Origin of the sequence: Clostridium sp. CS001, from assembly GCF_020443565.1 — a bacterium.
In the GTDB taxonomy this organism is placed as follows: Bacteria; Bacillota; Clostridia; order Clostridiales; family Clostridiaceae; genus Clostridium_AD.
Genome location: NZ_JAIZZN010000021.1, coordinates 53,870 through 70,985, shown reverse-complemented (window position 1 = coordinate 70,985; position 17,116 = coordinate 53,870). Strand labels below are relative to the sequence as shown.

At 31.5% G+C, this 17,116-nt stretch carries 16 protein-coding genes; 2 read left to right on the top strand and 14 right to left on the bottom strand.

Going from position 1 to position 17,116, the window contains the following annotated elements; genetic code table 11:
* Positions 1–188: 188 nt before the first annotated feature.
* The 5 genes from LGK97_RS13800 to LGK97_RS13780 all read right to left on the bottom strand — a co-directional run bounded on the left by LGK97_RS13800 (position 189) and on the right by LGK97_RS13780 (position 3,896).
* Entirely contained in the window at positions 189–395 is a 207-nt protein-coding gene (locus tag LGK97_RS13800) for a hypothetical protein (protein WP_226260333.1), read from the bottom strand.
* 328 nt (positions 396–723) lie between these two features.
* A complete protein-coding gene (locus tag LGK97_RS13795; RefSeq protein ID WP_226260332.1) occupies positions 724–2,772 on the bottom strand; it encodes a methyl-accepting chemotaxis protein in 2,049 nt (682 codons plus the stop codon).
* A 100-nt stretch (positions 2,773–2,872) separates the two neighbouring features.
* Complete coding sequence (locus tag LGK97_RS13790; RefSeq protein ID WP_226260331.1) at positions 2,873–3,076, bottom strand: hypothetical protein; 204 nt, start codon at positions 3,074–3,076, stop codon at positions 2,873–2,875.
* A gap of 50 nt (positions 3,077–3,126) precedes the next feature.
* On the bottom strand, positions 3,127–3,465 hold the full coding sequence (locus LGK97_RS13785; RefSeq protein ID WP_226260330.1) for a hypothetical protein: 339 nt from the start codon (positions 3,463–3,465) through the stop codon (positions 3,127–3,129).
* A 101-nt stretch (positions 3,466–3,566) separates the two neighbouring features.
* Positions 3,567–3,896, bottom strand: a complete 330-nt coding sequence (locus LGK97_RS13780) for a hypothetical protein (protein WP_226260329.1) — start codon at positions 3,894–3,896, stop codon at positions 3,567–3,569.
* A gap of 375 nt (positions 3,897–4,271) precedes the next feature.
* Between LGK97_RS13780 and LGK97_RS13775 the strand changes: the two genes are divergently transcribed.
* Entirely contained in the window at positions 4,272–5,477 is a 1,206-nt protein-coding gene (locus LGK97_RS13775; RefSeq protein WP_226260328.1) for a diguanylate cyclase domain-containing protein, read from the top strand.
* Between the two features lie 153 nt (positions 5,478–5,630).
* Here LGK97_RS13775 and LGK97_RS13770 read toward each other — a convergent pair whose 3' ends face one another.
* From LGK97_RS13770 to abc-f, 8 genes are all read right to left on the bottom strand, one after another.
* On the bottom strand, positions 5,631–6,551 hold the full coding sequence (locus tag LGK97_RS13770; RefSeq protein ID WP_226260327.1) for a DUF5692 family protein: 921 nt from the start codon (positions 6,549–6,551) through the stop codon (positions 5,631–5,633).
* A 185-nt stretch (positions 6,552–6,736) separates the two neighbouring features.
* Positions 6,737–7,885 carry a DHHW family protein gene (locus tag LGK97_RS13765; protein ID WP_226260326.1) on the bottom strand — a complete coding sequence of 383 codons (1,149 nt, stop codon included), beginning with the start codon at positions 7,883–7,885 and terminating at the stop codon, positions 6,737–6,739.
* Between the two features lie 57 nt (positions 7,886–7,942).
* Entirely contained in the window at positions 7,943–9,364 is a 1,422-nt protein-coding gene (locus LGK97_RS13760; RefSeq protein WP_226260325.1) for an MBOAT family O-acyltransferase, read from the bottom strand.
* 101 nt (positions 9,365–9,465) lie between these two features.
* Complete coding sequence (locus LGK97_RS13755; protein WP_226260324.1) at positions 9,466–10,008, bottom strand: DUF4358 domain-containing protein; 543 nt, start codon at positions 10,006–10,008, stop codon at positions 9,466–9,468.
* Positions 10,009–10,010: 2 nt separating this feature from the next.
* The gene (locus tag LGK97_RS13750) at positions 10,011–10,649 is read right to left on the bottom strand and encodes a hypothetical protein (RefSeq protein WP_226260323.1); all 639 of its coding nucleotides are present in this window, start codon (positions 10,647–10,649) and stop codon (positions 10,011–10,013) included.
* Positions 10,636–11,187, bottom strand: a complete 552-nt coding sequence (locus LGK97_RS13745) for an RNA polymerase sigma factor (protein WP_226260322.1) — start codon at positions 11,185–11,187, stop codon at positions 10,636–10,638. The genes LGK97_RS13750 and LGK97_RS13745 overlap by 14 nt, the downstream gene beginning before the upstream one ends.
* Before the next feature lie 72 nt (positions 11,188–11,259).
* A complete protein-coding gene (locus LGK97_RS13740) occupies positions 11,260–12,183 on the bottom strand; it encodes a hypothetical protein (RefSeq protein WP_226260321.1) in 924 nt (307 codons plus the stop codon).
* Between the two features lie 148 nt (positions 12,184–12,331).
* On the bottom strand, positions 12,332–14,194 hold the full coding sequence (abc-f, locus tag LGK97_RS13735) for a ribosomal protection-like ABC-F family protein (RefSeq protein ID WP_226260320.1): 1,863 nt from the start codon (positions 14,192–14,194) through the stop codon (positions 12,332–12,334).
* 783 nt (positions 14,195–14,977) lie between these two features.
* On the opposite strand from abc-f, the gene LGK97_RS13730 reads away from it, so the two are divergent.
* Positions 14,978–15,613, top strand: coding sequence for a hypothetical protein (locus LGK97_RS13730; protein ID WP_226260319.1), 636 nt, complete (start codon positions 14,978–14,980; stop codon positions 15,611–15,613).
* 164 nt (positions 15,614–15,777) lie between these two features.
* Here LGK97_RS13730 and LGK97_RS13725 read toward each other — a convergent pair whose 3' ends face one another.
* Positions 15,778–16,908, bottom strand: a complete 1,131-nt coding sequence (locus LGK97_RS13725) for a peptidoglycan-binding domain-containing protein (protein WP_226260318.1) — start codon at positions 16,906–16,908, stop codon at positions 15,778–15,780.
* Positions 16,909–17,116: the final 208 nt, after the last annotated feature.

The window sequence follows — 17,116 nt, the reverse complement described above, 5'->3', positions numbered from 1 at the left end:
GATTCCACGTCACCATGGACACCCTTGTCTTAAGCTATGCACTTGGCACTATTAACCCGTGCTGGGGACTTTCACCCTTTAGATTGCGCCCATGCTGGGCGCACAATAAAAATATCCCTATAGTGCAATTATACACTATAGGGATATTCTTACAACTATTTCATTGAAATTTAAAAACTAATTGAATTTTAGCTACAGCTACTACAACTAGCGCATTCACCTTCTGGTTTATTTTCTAGTTCGATAGAAAAACCACCTAACCCATTTTCCTCGCCACATTTAATTACTAAACTTCCAAATTCATCATTAACACTCTTTTTTACCACTAATTTAATATCTCCAAATTTCTCAACATTGTCATCTTCCTTTTGTTCATCCAGAACAAGATTAAACACAGGGCCACCTCAGCCATTACCTGTTAAATTAATTCTTATTTCATTGGAAGTTACATTGTTTTCCTTAAGAAACTCTTTAAATTCTGTTAGGGCTAAGTCACTCATATTTATAAAAGCCATTCTAATTACCTCTCTTTACATTTTATTTAGCAATAATAATTATTGTTACCATTACTAAGTAAAATAATAAATTAAAAATGAAAGTTTTGCAACAATTACTTTATTACCAACCTTTGGAAGCAGATTTAGACTGCCACCAAAGCAACTTCTCTGGGCTAGGCAACTGCCACTTATAGAAGATAACAGACTTGAAGCTTCCAAAATGTTGTTAAACCTTAAATTTTTCTATAAGTGTATCCAAGGTCTGAGCTAAATTATAAAGCTCATTTGCTTGTGCTTTTACATTTTGTATATCATTTAATTGGTTAGCTGCACTGGCATTAACTTCCTCCGTTGCAGCTGCTGACTGCTCGGACACAGTGGAAATATTGTATATATTAGAAGTAAGTATATCACTGTTTACTGACATTTCTTCTATACTCTCATTCATTGATACAATTTTCTCTACTATACTTTCAATGGATTTATTTAAATTCACAAAGCTCTGCTCCGTAAGAGACACTGCCGAACTTTGATTTTCAACATTTAATTTAATATTATCCATATTTACTGCTGCAGCCCTAGTAGTATCTATAACTCTAGTAACTATATTTCCTATGTTTTCAGCAGAGGAACCAGACTGCTCTGCAAGTTTTCTAACCTCTTCAGCAACTACAGCAAAGCCTTTTCCAGATTCTCCTGCTCTGGCAGCTTCTATAGCAGCATTTAATGCTAATAGATTAGTTTGAGTGGAAATATTTAATATTGTACTTAATATTTGCCCAATATCTTCAGTTTCTTTTACTAAAACTCCAATACTTTCAGCAATTTGTGAAACTCCATTTATAGTGCTTTCATTTTTTGTTTTTAGCTCCTTTAATGCATACATTGTCTTTTCGCTGCTAGTTTCCATCTCTTGGCTTTCCATATTTATATCACTATTATATTCTTTAATTTTGGATAAGCTATTACTAAATTCAATTGCGATTTCAGAAGCTTTGTCTGTTTCAGAGGCTTGTTGTTGAACACCTCTTGAAATTTCATCCATAACTCTTGCTATTTCTTCAGAAGAAGAAGCAACTTCATCTGCCTGCCTTGTAAGGTTTTCAGAAAAACTTAGTACATTAACAGAAGATCCTTTAATTGATAAAACTAAATTTTTAAAGCTATCAAGCATATTAGAAAATCTTTTTCCTAATTCTCCAAGCTCATCAGAGCTTTTAATATTTGTTATTACTGTCAAGTCACCAGCTTCTCCTTTTTTCATGGCTTCTTTCAATTGATTAATCGGACTTGTTATATTTTTAGAAACCCGTAACCCCACAAATAAAGCGGTTACAATAAATAAAAGAAATAAGCCGGACAGTATTAGAACTAAAGAAATAATTTTAGAATATACCTCGCTGGTATCCAGCATTCCAATTAGCTTCCAACCAGATTTTTCGTTGCTTAAGGAATAAATAAATTTATTTGTACCAAGAAACTTTGTTTGAGTAGAGTTAGTTTTTGAATCCATTATTGCTTTCATCCAGGATACTTCAGCTTTATCCTTAAAAACATTCTCCATCTTTTGATCCTTTGTATCAGCGTTGGTATTTACTCTATCAGGATTTAGATTTTTTTCTAATAAATCTTTATTTTTAGTGGCTAGTATTACTCCTGTTCTATCTAATAGCATTATTTCGCCTGTTTTTTCAATCTTAGTATTACTGAATAACTCAGCAATATTTGTTATATCAATGTCTATACCAGCAACCCCAATTTTTTTACCTGAGTCATCTGCTATACTTTTTGTAGCTGTTACTACCATCTTTCCAGATGCTATATCCTTATAGGCATCCTGCCAAAGTACTTTATCATTGGCTATGGTATCTTTATACCATGATTTTACTGTTGGATTATACCCCTCCGGAAGAGCTGATTTAGGAAATATATGCATGCTTTTATTATCAGTTGCAATATAAACATTTAATATTTTGGGGTTACTTTTAATTATTCCACTAAGTTCTTTTTCCACTAAAGCCGCATTTGGATTTGATAAGGCAGCCTTTGCTATGGAGTTTTCTGATAACTGAGCTAATGCCACTTCATATGAATTATAATTTTCATCTATAGCATTGTTTATACCTGTTACAGACTTTTCTATAGAACTAATATAAGAGTCTTTAAGACTATTATATAGTATTACATTTGAGACAATAGCCGTAGTACACATAGGAACTATGATTATTAGTAAAAATGTTGTAACAAGTTTTTTGTGAATGGTTTTAAATTTCATTAAATTTTTCCTCCTAATTATGATGTCCTTATATCATCGTAATTAGTTTGATAAACTTAAGTCATCGCCAGTTAATCCTTCCACTCCTGGGGTGATCATTTTAATATACTGCATATTCTATTTTACTTTTATAAATTGTATATGTTATAAATGTTTCGATATTATCACTTTTTTGTTTTAACACATATACTTTATTTGGATCTTCACTATCATTCAACCAGGAAATCAACTTTCTCCTTTCATTATTATCAAGGATAAATGCAATATCTCTTCCACTCTCAAAGACTATATTAACTGTTCCCAATATATTCACATCCCCTTCTATAGATACACACTCTGTATAAAAAGATGTATTTAGCAGTCATCAGGCACATCATCGAAGTTTGGAATAAGTAACCTATTAAAGCCGAAGGTTAGGGCTATTGTGGTAGCTTTTTTTATCTTAACTTCAATTTCATCAATACCTCTAGCTCTAATATAGATAATAAGAATATCATCCTCACTTGTGGTACGTACATTAATAAATCCTCTGTCACTTAAATAAAATAGAGCTGCAATTATCTCGCATTTCTTTACACCTGAAATTTTATATTCTTGCTTTGTAATATTTCCGTACGTGCAAATACAAAAGGAATCCTCATATAGCTCAAATAAGATTTGAATTCTAATTAAATCTTTTTCCACCTGAAGCATAAATTAAACACCTACCTATGTTCTAATAACCCTTAACAATGTTAGATTTTTTATCATATAAAGTTTAACTTAAAAGTGTCATTAACTGATCCCCCAATAATTTATTCCTTATTTATAACGGGTATTAGCAAATCCTCAAATACATTTGAAGCTAAAAATTTACCGGTGTCAATAAAATAGTTTTCCACTTTCTCAATTCCACGACCTAAAATAAAAGCAGAAACTGTCTTGTCCTTTTCTATGTTAAAAAAAATCCATCTTTTATAGAAGATTAAGTAAAGGGCTGCAACTATTTCAATTCTAGAATCATTAGGAATTTCATAATTAATATTACTGCACACTTCATATCCATAGGTAAAGAAGTCCCTGTATAACTGAAATAATAAGCTATATCTAAGTAACCTACGTTTTTCAAATATTAATAAATCCATAAAACACCTCATAAAATTATTTGTTAAGTATCTATGTAGTTTTTCTCCAATACGCTTTATATATAATATTCATATTGTATATAAGGTTCTCTATTTTTCAGATTCACTCCAGAAATTTGTATAAACTTCTTTTGAATTTACCAATTCTTTTACAATAACTATAAAAAAGAACCGTTTAACAAAAACGATTCTCTTACTTACTTATCTTATATGTCATCATTAGGCTTGTAAGTAAAATGTAGTCTAAACCACCTAAATTTTTTAGCCTTTTACCACTGTTGATAAAGCTTTTTGTTGCTTATTAAGGTATAATATAGAAAATAATAAAAGCAGCCTCAACCACTAGGGTGGCTTTTAAAAAATAGGAGTGATTTTATGAGGATAAAACATCAACTATTACTTACACACGGACTTTTAGTTATTCTTTCTTTGGTAATTGTCTTAATTAATGTGATTGCTTACAAAGGAATGGACAGTGATGCATCTCTCATAAATCGGTCGGGAAAACTAAGAGCCTTAAGCTATAACATGACTCAGTTATCAAACCAAATAAATAATCATGATTATGCTAGCAATAATACTAGTTTGAGTAGTTTACAAGAAAGAATTAATGAATTTGATAGTACCTTGGTAATGCTTAGTGATAAAAAAAATCATTCTAGCATGGATCTTAATTATAATCTGGCTGTTGAAAGATTCCAAGGGGTAGCCGATAAATGGGATAAGGTGTTCAAGCCTTCATATCTCAAAATCCTTGAAAATAAATCATCAGATGAATTATGCACACAAATTAATAATGAAATTGATTCTTATGTTAACGATATTAACGAAATGGTGACGTCTTATTCTGTATATGCAAAGGGGAAAATAATTAAGGCACTTGCTGTAAATGGTGCCTTGGTATTTTTCATCATCCTAGTTGCTTTGTACTCATTTACATCTACAAACAGACGAATTCAAAGGCCTATGAAGGCTCTAATGCATGAATTAAAAGAGCTTTCCCTTATTGACGATGATCTTCCTAAACAACTAAAGAGTATTAATACAGATGAACTATCTGAGATGTCGCAGTATTTTAATGAAATGATGTATGATCAATTGACAAAGACTTTTAATAGACGCTCTGGACTGGCTAAATTAAGTAAAATGCTCCAATATGATAATCGAAGACGATTGGAAATGAGCCTCTGCTTTATTGATGTAAACGGATTAAAGATGGTTAATGATCAGTTAGGACATAAGTTTGGTGACGAGTTAATTGTAAGTGCAATTGACTGTATCAAACAAGAAATTCGTAATGATGACTTTATCATTAGAATGGGTGGGGATGAATTTCTAATAGTCTTTAAAGGCATAAACGAAGAGGTCTCTGAAAAGGTTTGGGATAGAATCAATAATCGTTATCAAGTCATTAATGAAAATGAAGACAGAGCATATATTATCAGCGTTAGCCATGGAATTGTTGAATATGATAATTTTGAGAAATCCGAGGTTGAATTGTTGATAAAAAATGCTGATGATAAAATGTATTTAGAAAAAAGACATATTAAAGAGGAGTTAAAGATTAAAATAATAAAATAATTAAGCCTCCCAACGATCAAATAATTAAAGTGATGCTACATAAATTAGTGTAGCATCACTTTTTAATTATCATATACTACTCATGTTTTTTATATTTAAGAAGTATCATTTTACCATGTTCCTGTTATTTAAATGTTAATCTTTCCATTACCACTAAAAGTTTTCATTCCTAATAACTCGATAGTCTCTATGATTTGTATACAACTCGTCTTTAAAAGGATTCTTCTTATTCCTAACAATTGTTCTAATTTGATAAATGCCAACTCCAACATTAAATACTAAAGCTATAATACTTACTGTATAATAAGCAGTTGAGCTATGAGTTGAAGCTACTGCATATTTACCAGAAACAAAGAAGTTTGGAATTGTTAACATAAGCATCATGTAAAGTGCTAATGTATGAACTCTATGTTGCGCCCAAGCACCTTTTTTGATTGCAAATGCAGGGATTGTACAGGATATAAGCAATGCCGCACTATAAAATGCACGATCCGTTAGGCAGTTGTAAACATAAGCAAAGTTCCAAAGATCATAAGCTATAATCCAGAACCACATCATATCAGGCCATACTAAATCGTGATGATTGTCCTTAGTTATAATAATACCAAACCAACCGCAGAGGGCTAACATATTAATAATACCTGCTATTCCATTCATAGCATTCCATGGCCCGCCCTTGAAGAACATACCGTCTATTACGCCGTTCATACCCATTACTTGAAATTCACGAACAACTGCTTCCAATATATTAATTGCAAGAATTGCAGGTGGCAATATGTAACACCATTTTTTACTTTGCATTTTTTTAGAAAAACGCATTCCCAAACCGATATAACATCCTACTAATGCTGAATAAACTTTGACCCATGCAAACCAATTTGCTGTTTGAGATCCTGTTCCTATCCCAGATGTTTTTGGCCAAACAAAAATTGTAAGTAAAATAGGTAATACAATAAAAAAAGCAATACCTGTTCGCATATTATAGCGGGTTATTTCATTGAAAATCATAAGACCTGCCAAAATAACTATCCAAACTAACCATGAATACAAAGGAATAGATTCAAATAAAAACATTATTATACCCCCCAAGCTTTTATAAAAAACGACCGTTCGTTATGTTAATGTGTTCTCTATTATTGTATCATAATAAAGGCTTGTTGTATCAATATTTTTACATATAAGATTATAATACACACTTATGTTTTAATACTGTTAAAAAAGTGTAAAATTAACTTTCTCTATGCTGAATCTTTTAAATTTTATTTATTCAATTTTATTAGATTTGTCTCCGTTGCAAAATTTATGGTGTTATATAACACCATAACATCTGTAATGCCATTTTGAGCCATATAGGACTCAACACTCATATTTATATACCTTAAATCAAGCATGTGAACCTGCTCGAAATCATTGGAAATAAAAGGAGCAAAACAATGTGCAAATGAGTCTTTTATAAGCAATAGCTTCTTACCATTTTTATTTGAACTGTTGATTTGTACAATTGGATTATTTCCACCTAAAAACAAAGAGTATTTGTCCCGTTTACTTAAAAATTCCTTTTCGTAAAGCGTATTGGTTTTTTTACTTCCCATATTATAAATTACTTCATATGTCATTGGTTGTTTTGGCATATAAGTATAAATATCATCTGGCTTTGTGTTACTAAGTCTTGCTTTGCTATAGATTGTTCCATAAAATTCATTGGTTGCAATTTTAATATCAAACTCTTCTTTTTTCATGATATCAATGCCCATTTCATCACACCACGCCACATAAGCATAGTATGCGCCATGGGTAGTCCAGTGATGGTCAGTTTTATAGTAAATGTACTCATTTGAATGCTTCGCTAGTGCAGAAGGAAGATCAATAAATTTGCCATGTTTCATCCCTTGTTTAATGTTATCAATCATTCTATCCTGGTCAAATTGCGTTGCATAGGCTGGTAACTTATCCTTTAAAATATTGCTTGCAGTTGGTACCAACATAACAGATACCCTATCATCTCCAAGCTTATTTGAGGTAGCTTTTATAAACTCATGAAGCCTATCTATATTGCGATTTAATAGTTCATTCTCAACTTTTGTATTATCATGCTTTTCAATCAAATAACCATCCTTGCAGAAATATACCCCATTGGTATCTTTTCTACCAGTAAAATACTCTGTTTGCGTCTTCATACCAACGAAAACATCCCGCCAAATAAATTGGTCAGTGATGTATTCCTCCACAGCAGATGTATATTTTCCATTAAAAAGTGTTTCAAAAGAAAATTCAGGTCTCTTTGCAAGAAATCGATTTTCACTTTCAGAAAAGACTTTATCGGGTTTTATAAAATTCATAATTGACATTATAAATATCATGCCTGCAAAAATAACTACAGTCATACTTTTTATCAGCTTTTGTTTCAAATAAATCAACTCCTGTTTTGGAAATTACTTTAATAATTTTAAATTATAAACCCTCACTTAGAATCTAAAGTATAAGAAAGGATTAAAGGATGCATCTACAAGGTAGGATACAGATAGTATAAATATTGAAATAAATACTAAGTTTTTCACACATTGCAACGCAAACTCATGATGTTCTAGACGTAAGAACCACTTTTGTGCTAATTTTTTAGGCAGGTCTGTACTAGCAATGATTAAAATTATCAATAAGAAAAAGTTAGTATACAGCAGATAAATGCTTTCTGAATTTATAAACCCTATGCCATTAAGACCTAACATTGCTTTAAAATAAAGAATCACCTTTGAGAAATCGTCAAATGCAAATATTACCCAACTAAACAACACAAGTAATAAGGTGTATATATGTGAAATAAATGGTGATGATTTCTGCAGCCACTTAAGCAGAATAAACTTTTCAATAATAAGTATGACTCCGAAATATGCCCCCCATATTAGAAAATTCCAACTTGCTCCATGCCATATACCAGTTAAAAGCCACACAACAAGAATATTTCTTATTTGTTTTGGGAAACCTTTTTTATTTCCGCCAAGTGGTATATAAACATATTCCTTAAACCAAGTACCAAGTGAAATATGCCATCTGCGCCAAAACTCTGTGACACTTTTGGACATGTAGGGATAATTAAAGTTTTCTAGAAAAGAAAATCCAAACATATGACCTAGCCCGATTGCCATATCTGAATATCCGCTAAAGTCAAAATAGATCTGAAATGCAAATGCCATAATACCAATCCATGCTGTTAATACCGGAATAGTTGTAATATCCATTACATTAATCTGGTTCCATAGGTATCCTATATTATTTGCTAACAGTACCTTTTTCCCAAGGCCAAGCATAAATCTTTGCACGCCATAAGCAAATCCTTCTACACTTTCTCTGCGATTATTTAGTTGACTAGCAATAGTTTTATACTGCACTATTGGCCCTGCAATAAGCTGTGGGAACAAAGCAACATAGGCACCAAAGGAAATTATATTCTTTTGTGCCTTCGCATCACCCCTATAAACATCAATGGTATAGGACATCGTTTGGAATGTATAAAAAGAAATGCCAATTGGAAGTACCAAGTTTAACAATGGTATGTTCGTTGAAAAAAGCCCATTTATATTTGAGATAATAAAGTCACTATACTTAAAAAACACAAGTAAAGTTAAGTTTATAACCATGCTGGACAACACAACTAGCTTGGCCTTTTTCATATCTCCTTTTTTCCTGTACCATGATACCAGTAGACCATGTGTATAATCTACAAGGGTTGAAAATATCATAATAAGAATATATATTGGTTCTCCCCATGCATAAAATAGCAAACTCATTACGAAAAGTGCAAGATTACGAAGTGACTTCGGCGCTATAAAATAGATGAGTAATGTAATGGGAAGAAATACAAATAAAAACAAAAGACTGCTGAATACCATTTTTCACTCCTCCTTTTATATAAATTTTAATAAACTCCAGCAAAATAAAGGGCGAATACAATTCGCCCCTTTAGTATGAAAAGCTCATTATTATCTAGCAATTACTTTTTTAAAATACTTTCCACTGCATCAGTTGCTTTTTTAGTTTCAGCTTTAGCTGCTGCTAATTGTGCTTCCTCTGTTTCAGCATCCATAGGTATTTCTCCAAGAATCATAAAAAACACATAATTATCCATTCTTTGAACTGCTGACTCTTTGGTTTTAGGTAAGTTCATTGGGTATTGTACTGAACTATCAATTAGTTTTTGTTTATAAGCTTTTAAAGCTGCTTCAACTTGTTCAGCTTTACCTTCTTGTGCTTCAATGCCAATAAAAGTGTCAACATGAACGTTCATCATTGGCCCTTCAGCAATAAACTCTTTTACTAAATCTATTTTTACACCAAAGATTTCCTCAAGTTGCGGAGCCTCATATGGCATAGATGGAGTATAACTCGACCCAAAAGCTTTCTTTACAGCTTCGTGAACCTTTGGTAATTGACCAGTAGGTGTGATATTTTCACTTCCCTTTTGTGTGCAACCAACCATTACAGATAGTGATAATATTGTAGCAAGTGCTAATACCATAATTGATTTGATTTTCATTATTATCTCCCCTTTTCAATAAGTTTTTTTAATTCTGATATAGTTAATATTTCGCCATCCGAGCTCTTATACGTTCTGTCTTTGCCATAAGTCTTCAGATATGTATATTTCCCTTGTGAAGAAAAGGTTAGGATATACTTATCGTTTATTTTAGTTAGAAATAGAAGGGTATCTTCATTTCTTTTAAAGATTGCTTCATACTCAAAATAAGTTTTTGTTGCGTTGTCAAATCCACCATCTACTATAAGCTGAATGGTTTTGTCTTCAAGTGTTCCTTTGTAAATTTCTTTAGGGTGTAATTCTACAGCAGTGGTAATATTATTATTTTCGTATACACCTTTATCTATGTCTGTTACCTTCGCTCTTACTATAATATCCGCCTGCTTTATAGCTTCCCTTATATCCACGAAATCTCGAAGTCTTGCAACCTGAGGTATTTGATTATTATCTTCTATTTGATTTTTCATTGTTGGCAATGTACTAAAATAAAGGCTTGGTGCAATTACTAATGTCAGTGCTGCTGCCACAATAAGTCCTTTGTATTTTCTTGTAAATGCAAATTGGTGTCTTTTCGAATCTATTTGTTTCAATTCCTCACTCTTATGATAGACGCCATTTAAAAATTCTCTATCGCTTTTCATAAGTATAAGCCTCCCTTTCTAGCAAATTTTTTAGTGTTCGTCTTGCACGAAAGATTAGTATTTTAATCTGAGGCACTGTTTTTCCCATTACTACACCAGCTTCTTTATAAGATATTTCCTCAAAATCAATTAAATGAATAGCCCTTTGATAATCAATTTTCAGTTTTTTAATTGTGCTATGTAAAAGCTTTACTTCTTCATCTTTTACAACCTTTTCAATTAATTCTTCCTCATCAGTTTTCTGATAATTCTCTTCATTAAATAGAACTTCTCTGCTATGTTTGCGGATATAATCAACCGCTTTGTTTCTTCCAATTGCATAAATATAGGTTTTAAAGCTATTTTTAAAATTATATTTCTCTTTATACACATAAATATAAGCAAAAACATCTTGTGCTATATCTTCACAGATAAAAATGTCTGAAACATATCTTTTTAAGAAATATATCAGGTTGTCTTTGTTTTTTAAAACAAGCTCTTCAAATGCATATTCATCACCATCTAAAAAACGTTGATAAAGTAGTTTATCTGTTTCCATAAAACCCTTGTCCTCCTAGTCTTTTCATTTGTTATTCGTTTGAGAAAGCAATAAGTTACACTAAATAAAAAATTATATATATATAGCAATAGGTATTACCTGAATAACTCTTTTAACTATTTCTGTTATACCCTTCTCAGGAATAATTATATTGTTCTGTTTTAGTATATCAAGATATGGAGTTATTGAAATTAAAAATTCTTTATTGTAATAATCCATTCCAGTTTTTGAAAGTAAGTTTATTGGACCTTCATTTTTAACAACTTTGCATAAAATCTTATATTTAAAATTAGCATTGTCATATATATAGGAATTCTTATCTTGAAAAAAATTCAGATTCACATTTGCAACTACGTTGCATGTTCCCATTTTCATTATCATATTTACTGTACTATTTTTCTCTAGATAAGTCTTTAGTATTTTTAATTGTTTTAAAATAATTGTGTAATTGGTTATACTGTTTGGTAACGTCACATCTTTCAATAGCTTATCCAGTTCCTTGCTATCATAACTCTCTATTACATCTATAAGATTGCTCACATAATTGCTCAAGGAATAGTCTATAAGGATTGCCTCTAGTTCTACAAGCTCTCCACAGACTATATCATTTCTAATAATGTTATCTTCATCTATTACCCTACAGATTCCTTTATTAAACATATCATTTCTCAAATTATTAAAAATATCAAAACTTGTGTATATCTTCTTTATAGTAATCTCATTTCTATTTATATTCCTACCGTCTACAATCCCCAATACATCTTTATTATTAGTGCTAGTGGTATCATTTGCTTTATTCTTTTCCTTATCATTATTTGATATCTTTTCACCTTCATATGTTTGGTTCTTGGATAATATTTGTAGCTTTATACTATCATTTTTATCTTCAACACATCTAATCGACCTATTATCTATATATCCATTATATAGTATAGAATAGGAATCAAGCATCAATGGTTTATTTAAATAAATAGTTATATATATACTAGCTATCATTATAGATACACCTCACTATTATATTTAAATATATTTCTTTACTATTTAATAAAGACCCCAAATTACTATATTTCATGAGCTATTGATAAAGATGCTTATTCCTGTAATAATAAGCATAAGTAAAATTTTAATAAAAGTTCACGACCTCCTAATCAATTTCTCTTATTTCATTTTCAAGATTCTGAGCCCTATTTAGTGCTTTATCCTTTTCTTCTTCCTTCTTTTTACTTTTATCAATATTTCTTGATTTCTTAACTTTTTCACTTTTCACCACCGGCTCTTTAAGGACCTGAAGGGTAAGTTCATCTTTTACATTTTTATAATAATCATAGTTACCAGGATAACTTTTAAATGCATTTCCCTCAATTGCAATGATTCTTTCACCAATTTTATTGATAAAATATCTGTCGTGAGAGATGAAGCATATAGTTCCTTTAAACTCTTCTAGAGCTTCCTCAAAAGTTTCTATGGAATCAATATCCAGGTGATTAGTTGGCTCATCTAGTATCAATAAATTTACATCTTCATATAACAATCTGCTTAGGCTAAGCCTTATTCTCTCGCCTCCAGATAAGTGCCTTACTTTTTTAAAGACACTACTACCATAAAACATGAATTTGGACAGATATTCTCTTGCTTTCCCCTCTGGAAGAAAAATATCTTCCCTGAAACAATCCAGCACTGTTAGTTCCTCGTTTTTAAACGTAATTCTCTGTGGCAAATATGCCGCCATTACATTGGCACCTAATTCCACTGTGCCATCATCTGGGCACTCTTCACCTAATAGCAGTTTTAGGAAGGTGGTTTTCCCGCTACCATTTGGACCTATTAGCGATACTCTTTCACCAAAATTAATCATTAAATTTGCATCCTTAAAAATAACTTTATCTTCAAAGCTTTTAGAGAGCTCTATTGCCTTGATTGTCTCATTGCCTGATCGCTGCGTCGCCTTAAAATTTAATTTCATATTCTGTTTTTCAAAAATTGGTTTTTCAGTTCTTACGTATTGACCTCTGGTTCTATAGAACTTATTACTTTCAGTGTCACTACCTTTCATTTTATCAAGTTTTTTTTGTAGGCTGGCAGCTCTTTTAAAGAATTTATTATTATCCACCCTAGTTGCCCAATCCCTTAATTCCCTTACATTCTTCTGTATAGTCTTAATCTGCTTTTGCTGTTCCTTATATTGATGAAATTGTTCAAGCATATTTTCTTCCTTTTGACTGACATAAGAAGAATAGTTACCCCTGTAGGATATAGCTTCCATGTCCTCTACTTCTACAATCTTTGTTACTACGTTATCAAGAAAATACCTATCATGAGATACAATAATTACAATTCCCTTATAAGCTTTAAGATAGCCTTCAAGCCATTCAATTGAATCCATATCCAAATGATTTGTAGGTTCGTCTAGTAGTAATATATCAGGATTATCAATTAAGAGCTTTCCAAGCACTACTGTAGTTTTTTCACCACCGCTTAATAAACTAAAGTCTTTCTTCAAAAAGCTATCATGAAGCTTCAGTCCTGTGCAAATCTTGCTTAATTTTTCTTCTGTATCGTATCCGCCTTTAACTTCATATAATTGAACCAATTCACTATACTGTTTCAAAGCTTTTTCCAAAGTACTATCTTCTAAAAACTTCATTTCTTCCTCTAATTTTCGCATTTTACTCTCTATGATATGAACTTCCTCAAAAGCTAAGTTTAAAACATCAATAACCTTTAACCTCTCATGATACTGCGGTATTTGTTCAAGATAAGCACTGGTAGCTTCCCTTGGCATGTTAATAAGCCCTTCATCATATCCATAGCTTGAGGTTTGAGGGTAACCTGGATAGTAATTCATTGGTTCTATTCCCGCTATTAGTTTAAGAATAGTACTCTTTCCACTTCCATTTACACCTACTATACCAACTTTTTCTCCTGAATAAATTTGAAAGCTTATATCTTTGAGAACAAGTGTGGCATCCATATATTTTTTTACACCATTTAACGATAATTCAAACATAAAAATCCCTTCTTTCATCCATATTTAGAATTCAACACTTTATGGATAGGCAGAAAAAGCTCTTATCTACTATAATTTTTCAAAGTAATTTTAAAAATAAAAAAACCATAAGAAGATCCTCTCTTCTTACAGTCTGAAATACTCTATTACTACTATAATTTATTAAAATCAGATATACACAAAAAAAACCCTTAAAATATCTTATAAATTATAATGTTGAATTCCAGTAAAGTAAGTTACCTTCTAACTACCTCATTCCATAAAGAGCATAACAATAAAACCTAAATATAATTAGGCAAATTAAAACTCATTATAAAATATATATTAATTTAAAATTAATATTAGTAATTAGCTGGTGTCATAATTTACTTTCCCCCTTCAACCTTCAACATTTTTCTTTATTATATCACTTTTTATATTTTATGTAAATAAATTTAAATAATGCATTTTTTTATTTCTCTATACCCATAGCAAATTAAAACATATTACATATATAGTTTATTTAAACTGGCTAATAAAGTAAAACATACATTAAGTAGCAATTATAGTGATGTTTTAATTTTCTAGCTAAACTTAATAATTAATTGAATATATTAAAATAATTACAATTATGTTAAATATCATTGTACTTTCCTCTACCACAAAATTATTTTTTTCTATTGTATTATTCAAACTTCAATGTCTATTGAAAGTAATAATCTCTTCATTATCATAATTTGTAGCAATTTTTAGTTCACTACATACGATATTATGTAAATAAATATTATTGATGAGGTGTAATTATTGAAAACATATTTAGATAACCCTATGCAAGGTATGCCACAGATGAAGAGTATTCAAGGCATGTGTCCAATGATCAGTGGTATGGGAATGCCGCAGATGATGGATATGCAAATGATGTATCATTTGATGAGTATGCAAAGTATGTACCTTATGATGAGTATGCATGCCATGTACCAAATGATGAATATGCAAGGAATACATCCTATGATGGATACGAATGAAATGAGTCAAATGAAGTCTATGTCTATGCAAGATTATGCGAGGCAATTTCCTATTCCAATGCTAGTAAGCTTGGAACAACTCTCACCTAATCAAATTCAAATTAGTTACGATAGAGATGTCGATGTAAGGCTCGGAATGAAGCCAACTAATTACTGGGTCAAAGATACAATGAATGCTAGCCCCAAAGGTATAGCTACTCTTGGTAGCAATGATAGTGTGAATGCTGGAAATTCACTTACAAGCAGCCTGGTTAGAATAGAGCCAAAGAATAGCTCAGCAAAAACATTTATATTAACTTTCAATCGACCTATTCCTAGCGGATCAGAGTATATGCTAATAATTTGTTACGTAACAATTAAAGGAGCTCCTCCTTACAGTGGAGATAATGGCATGGCTATTTTTACTGGTAAATAACAAATATTAAATTAATATAATTTTCTCTTCATTAAGATTTGTTCTATGTTAATTGTAAAGAAATCAACCCCCATCTCCCTCTTTCCTTGTATGTACAAAGAAAGAGAAGATGAGGGCTTATTAATCTACTTACTATATATCTAAAAGTATAATTTTATAAAGACTTATTTAACTGGTATAACTACTTCAACACGATTCTTAAAGGCATCTTGAATCGCACCTAAGAAATCTCCATGAGGATCTCTAAGTGACATAGTAGCACCGGAAACCACATCTGCAAGCTCAGCCTTTTCTTTGTCAGTAAGTTTAGCTAATTTATCGAGATCATCTTGATTCGTTGTGGTAGCTTTTATTGGACGGCCAGCTGCAGTTGTATTTTTTGCAAACCACGCTTCTAATTCAGGGATAGTTTTACCAACAAAAAATGTTTGGAAGAAATCCATTTGCTTATACCACTCATTAGCTGGATTCATACCATAACTGTCTCCACGTTGACGCTTAGTTTGCCATCCATTAACTTCAGCTGCTACTGATTCCTTTGTATTTTTAGATATACCCGATACTTTCCCTGTATCATGGTCTGTTACATTGTATCCTTCTTTATCAGGCCATCCTGAAAAATGCGGCATTGATGCCCCATCATAATTTGGAGTGGAAACTTCGTAAGCATCCACATAAGCACTTAGAATTCTTCCATCTGCATCAAATCCAACATCTGCCATACTAATGGTAAAACTATAAACTGGTACCTTTTCACTATCAGCACCTGGACCGTTTCTAAATGCCACATTATGTCCTAATCCTTGATAAACCTTCAAAGCTGATGCAGTTGTTGTAGTTGTTGGCTTAACTGCTTTTGTTAGTGTAGCTATTTTTGCATTTAAACTTGCTACAGTACTTGGACCTACTACTCCATCACTCCTAAGACTATTTTGTTCTTGATAATTCTTTACGGCAGCGACAGTAAGCTTTCCAAAGCTACCATCAACATTAAGCTTGTATCCAACAGTATTAAGCGCATTCTGTATATGTTTAACATCATCCCCATATGATCCAAATGCAAGCATGCGAGTTATATTTAATGAAGTTACAGGCACACTAGATGTGGATATCTTTACTGGTGTTGGTGTTGCTGGTACTGGTTTTGTTGGTGCTGTTGGTACTGCAGGTGCTACGGCTGTAGCTGCCGAAACAACATCCACACCAAAACCTGCCTGACTTGTATTGACTACTACAAATGAAAGTGTCATTATCACTGTTAATGCATAGGCAACTGTTACTAATGTTTTTTTCATTTTTTTCCCTCCCTATTAATTTTGAAAAATAAAAACATTTTGTTGTACGCTTAAAAACGACAACTTAGTCTATCAATTATTAAACTTTAAAAATGTTTCACCAACAAAATCTTATATCTATATTGTACAAAATTTATATGTTAAATACAAGCATTAATGTAATATTGTTATATAAAGTATAATTTATCACATATGCTCTCATAATTAT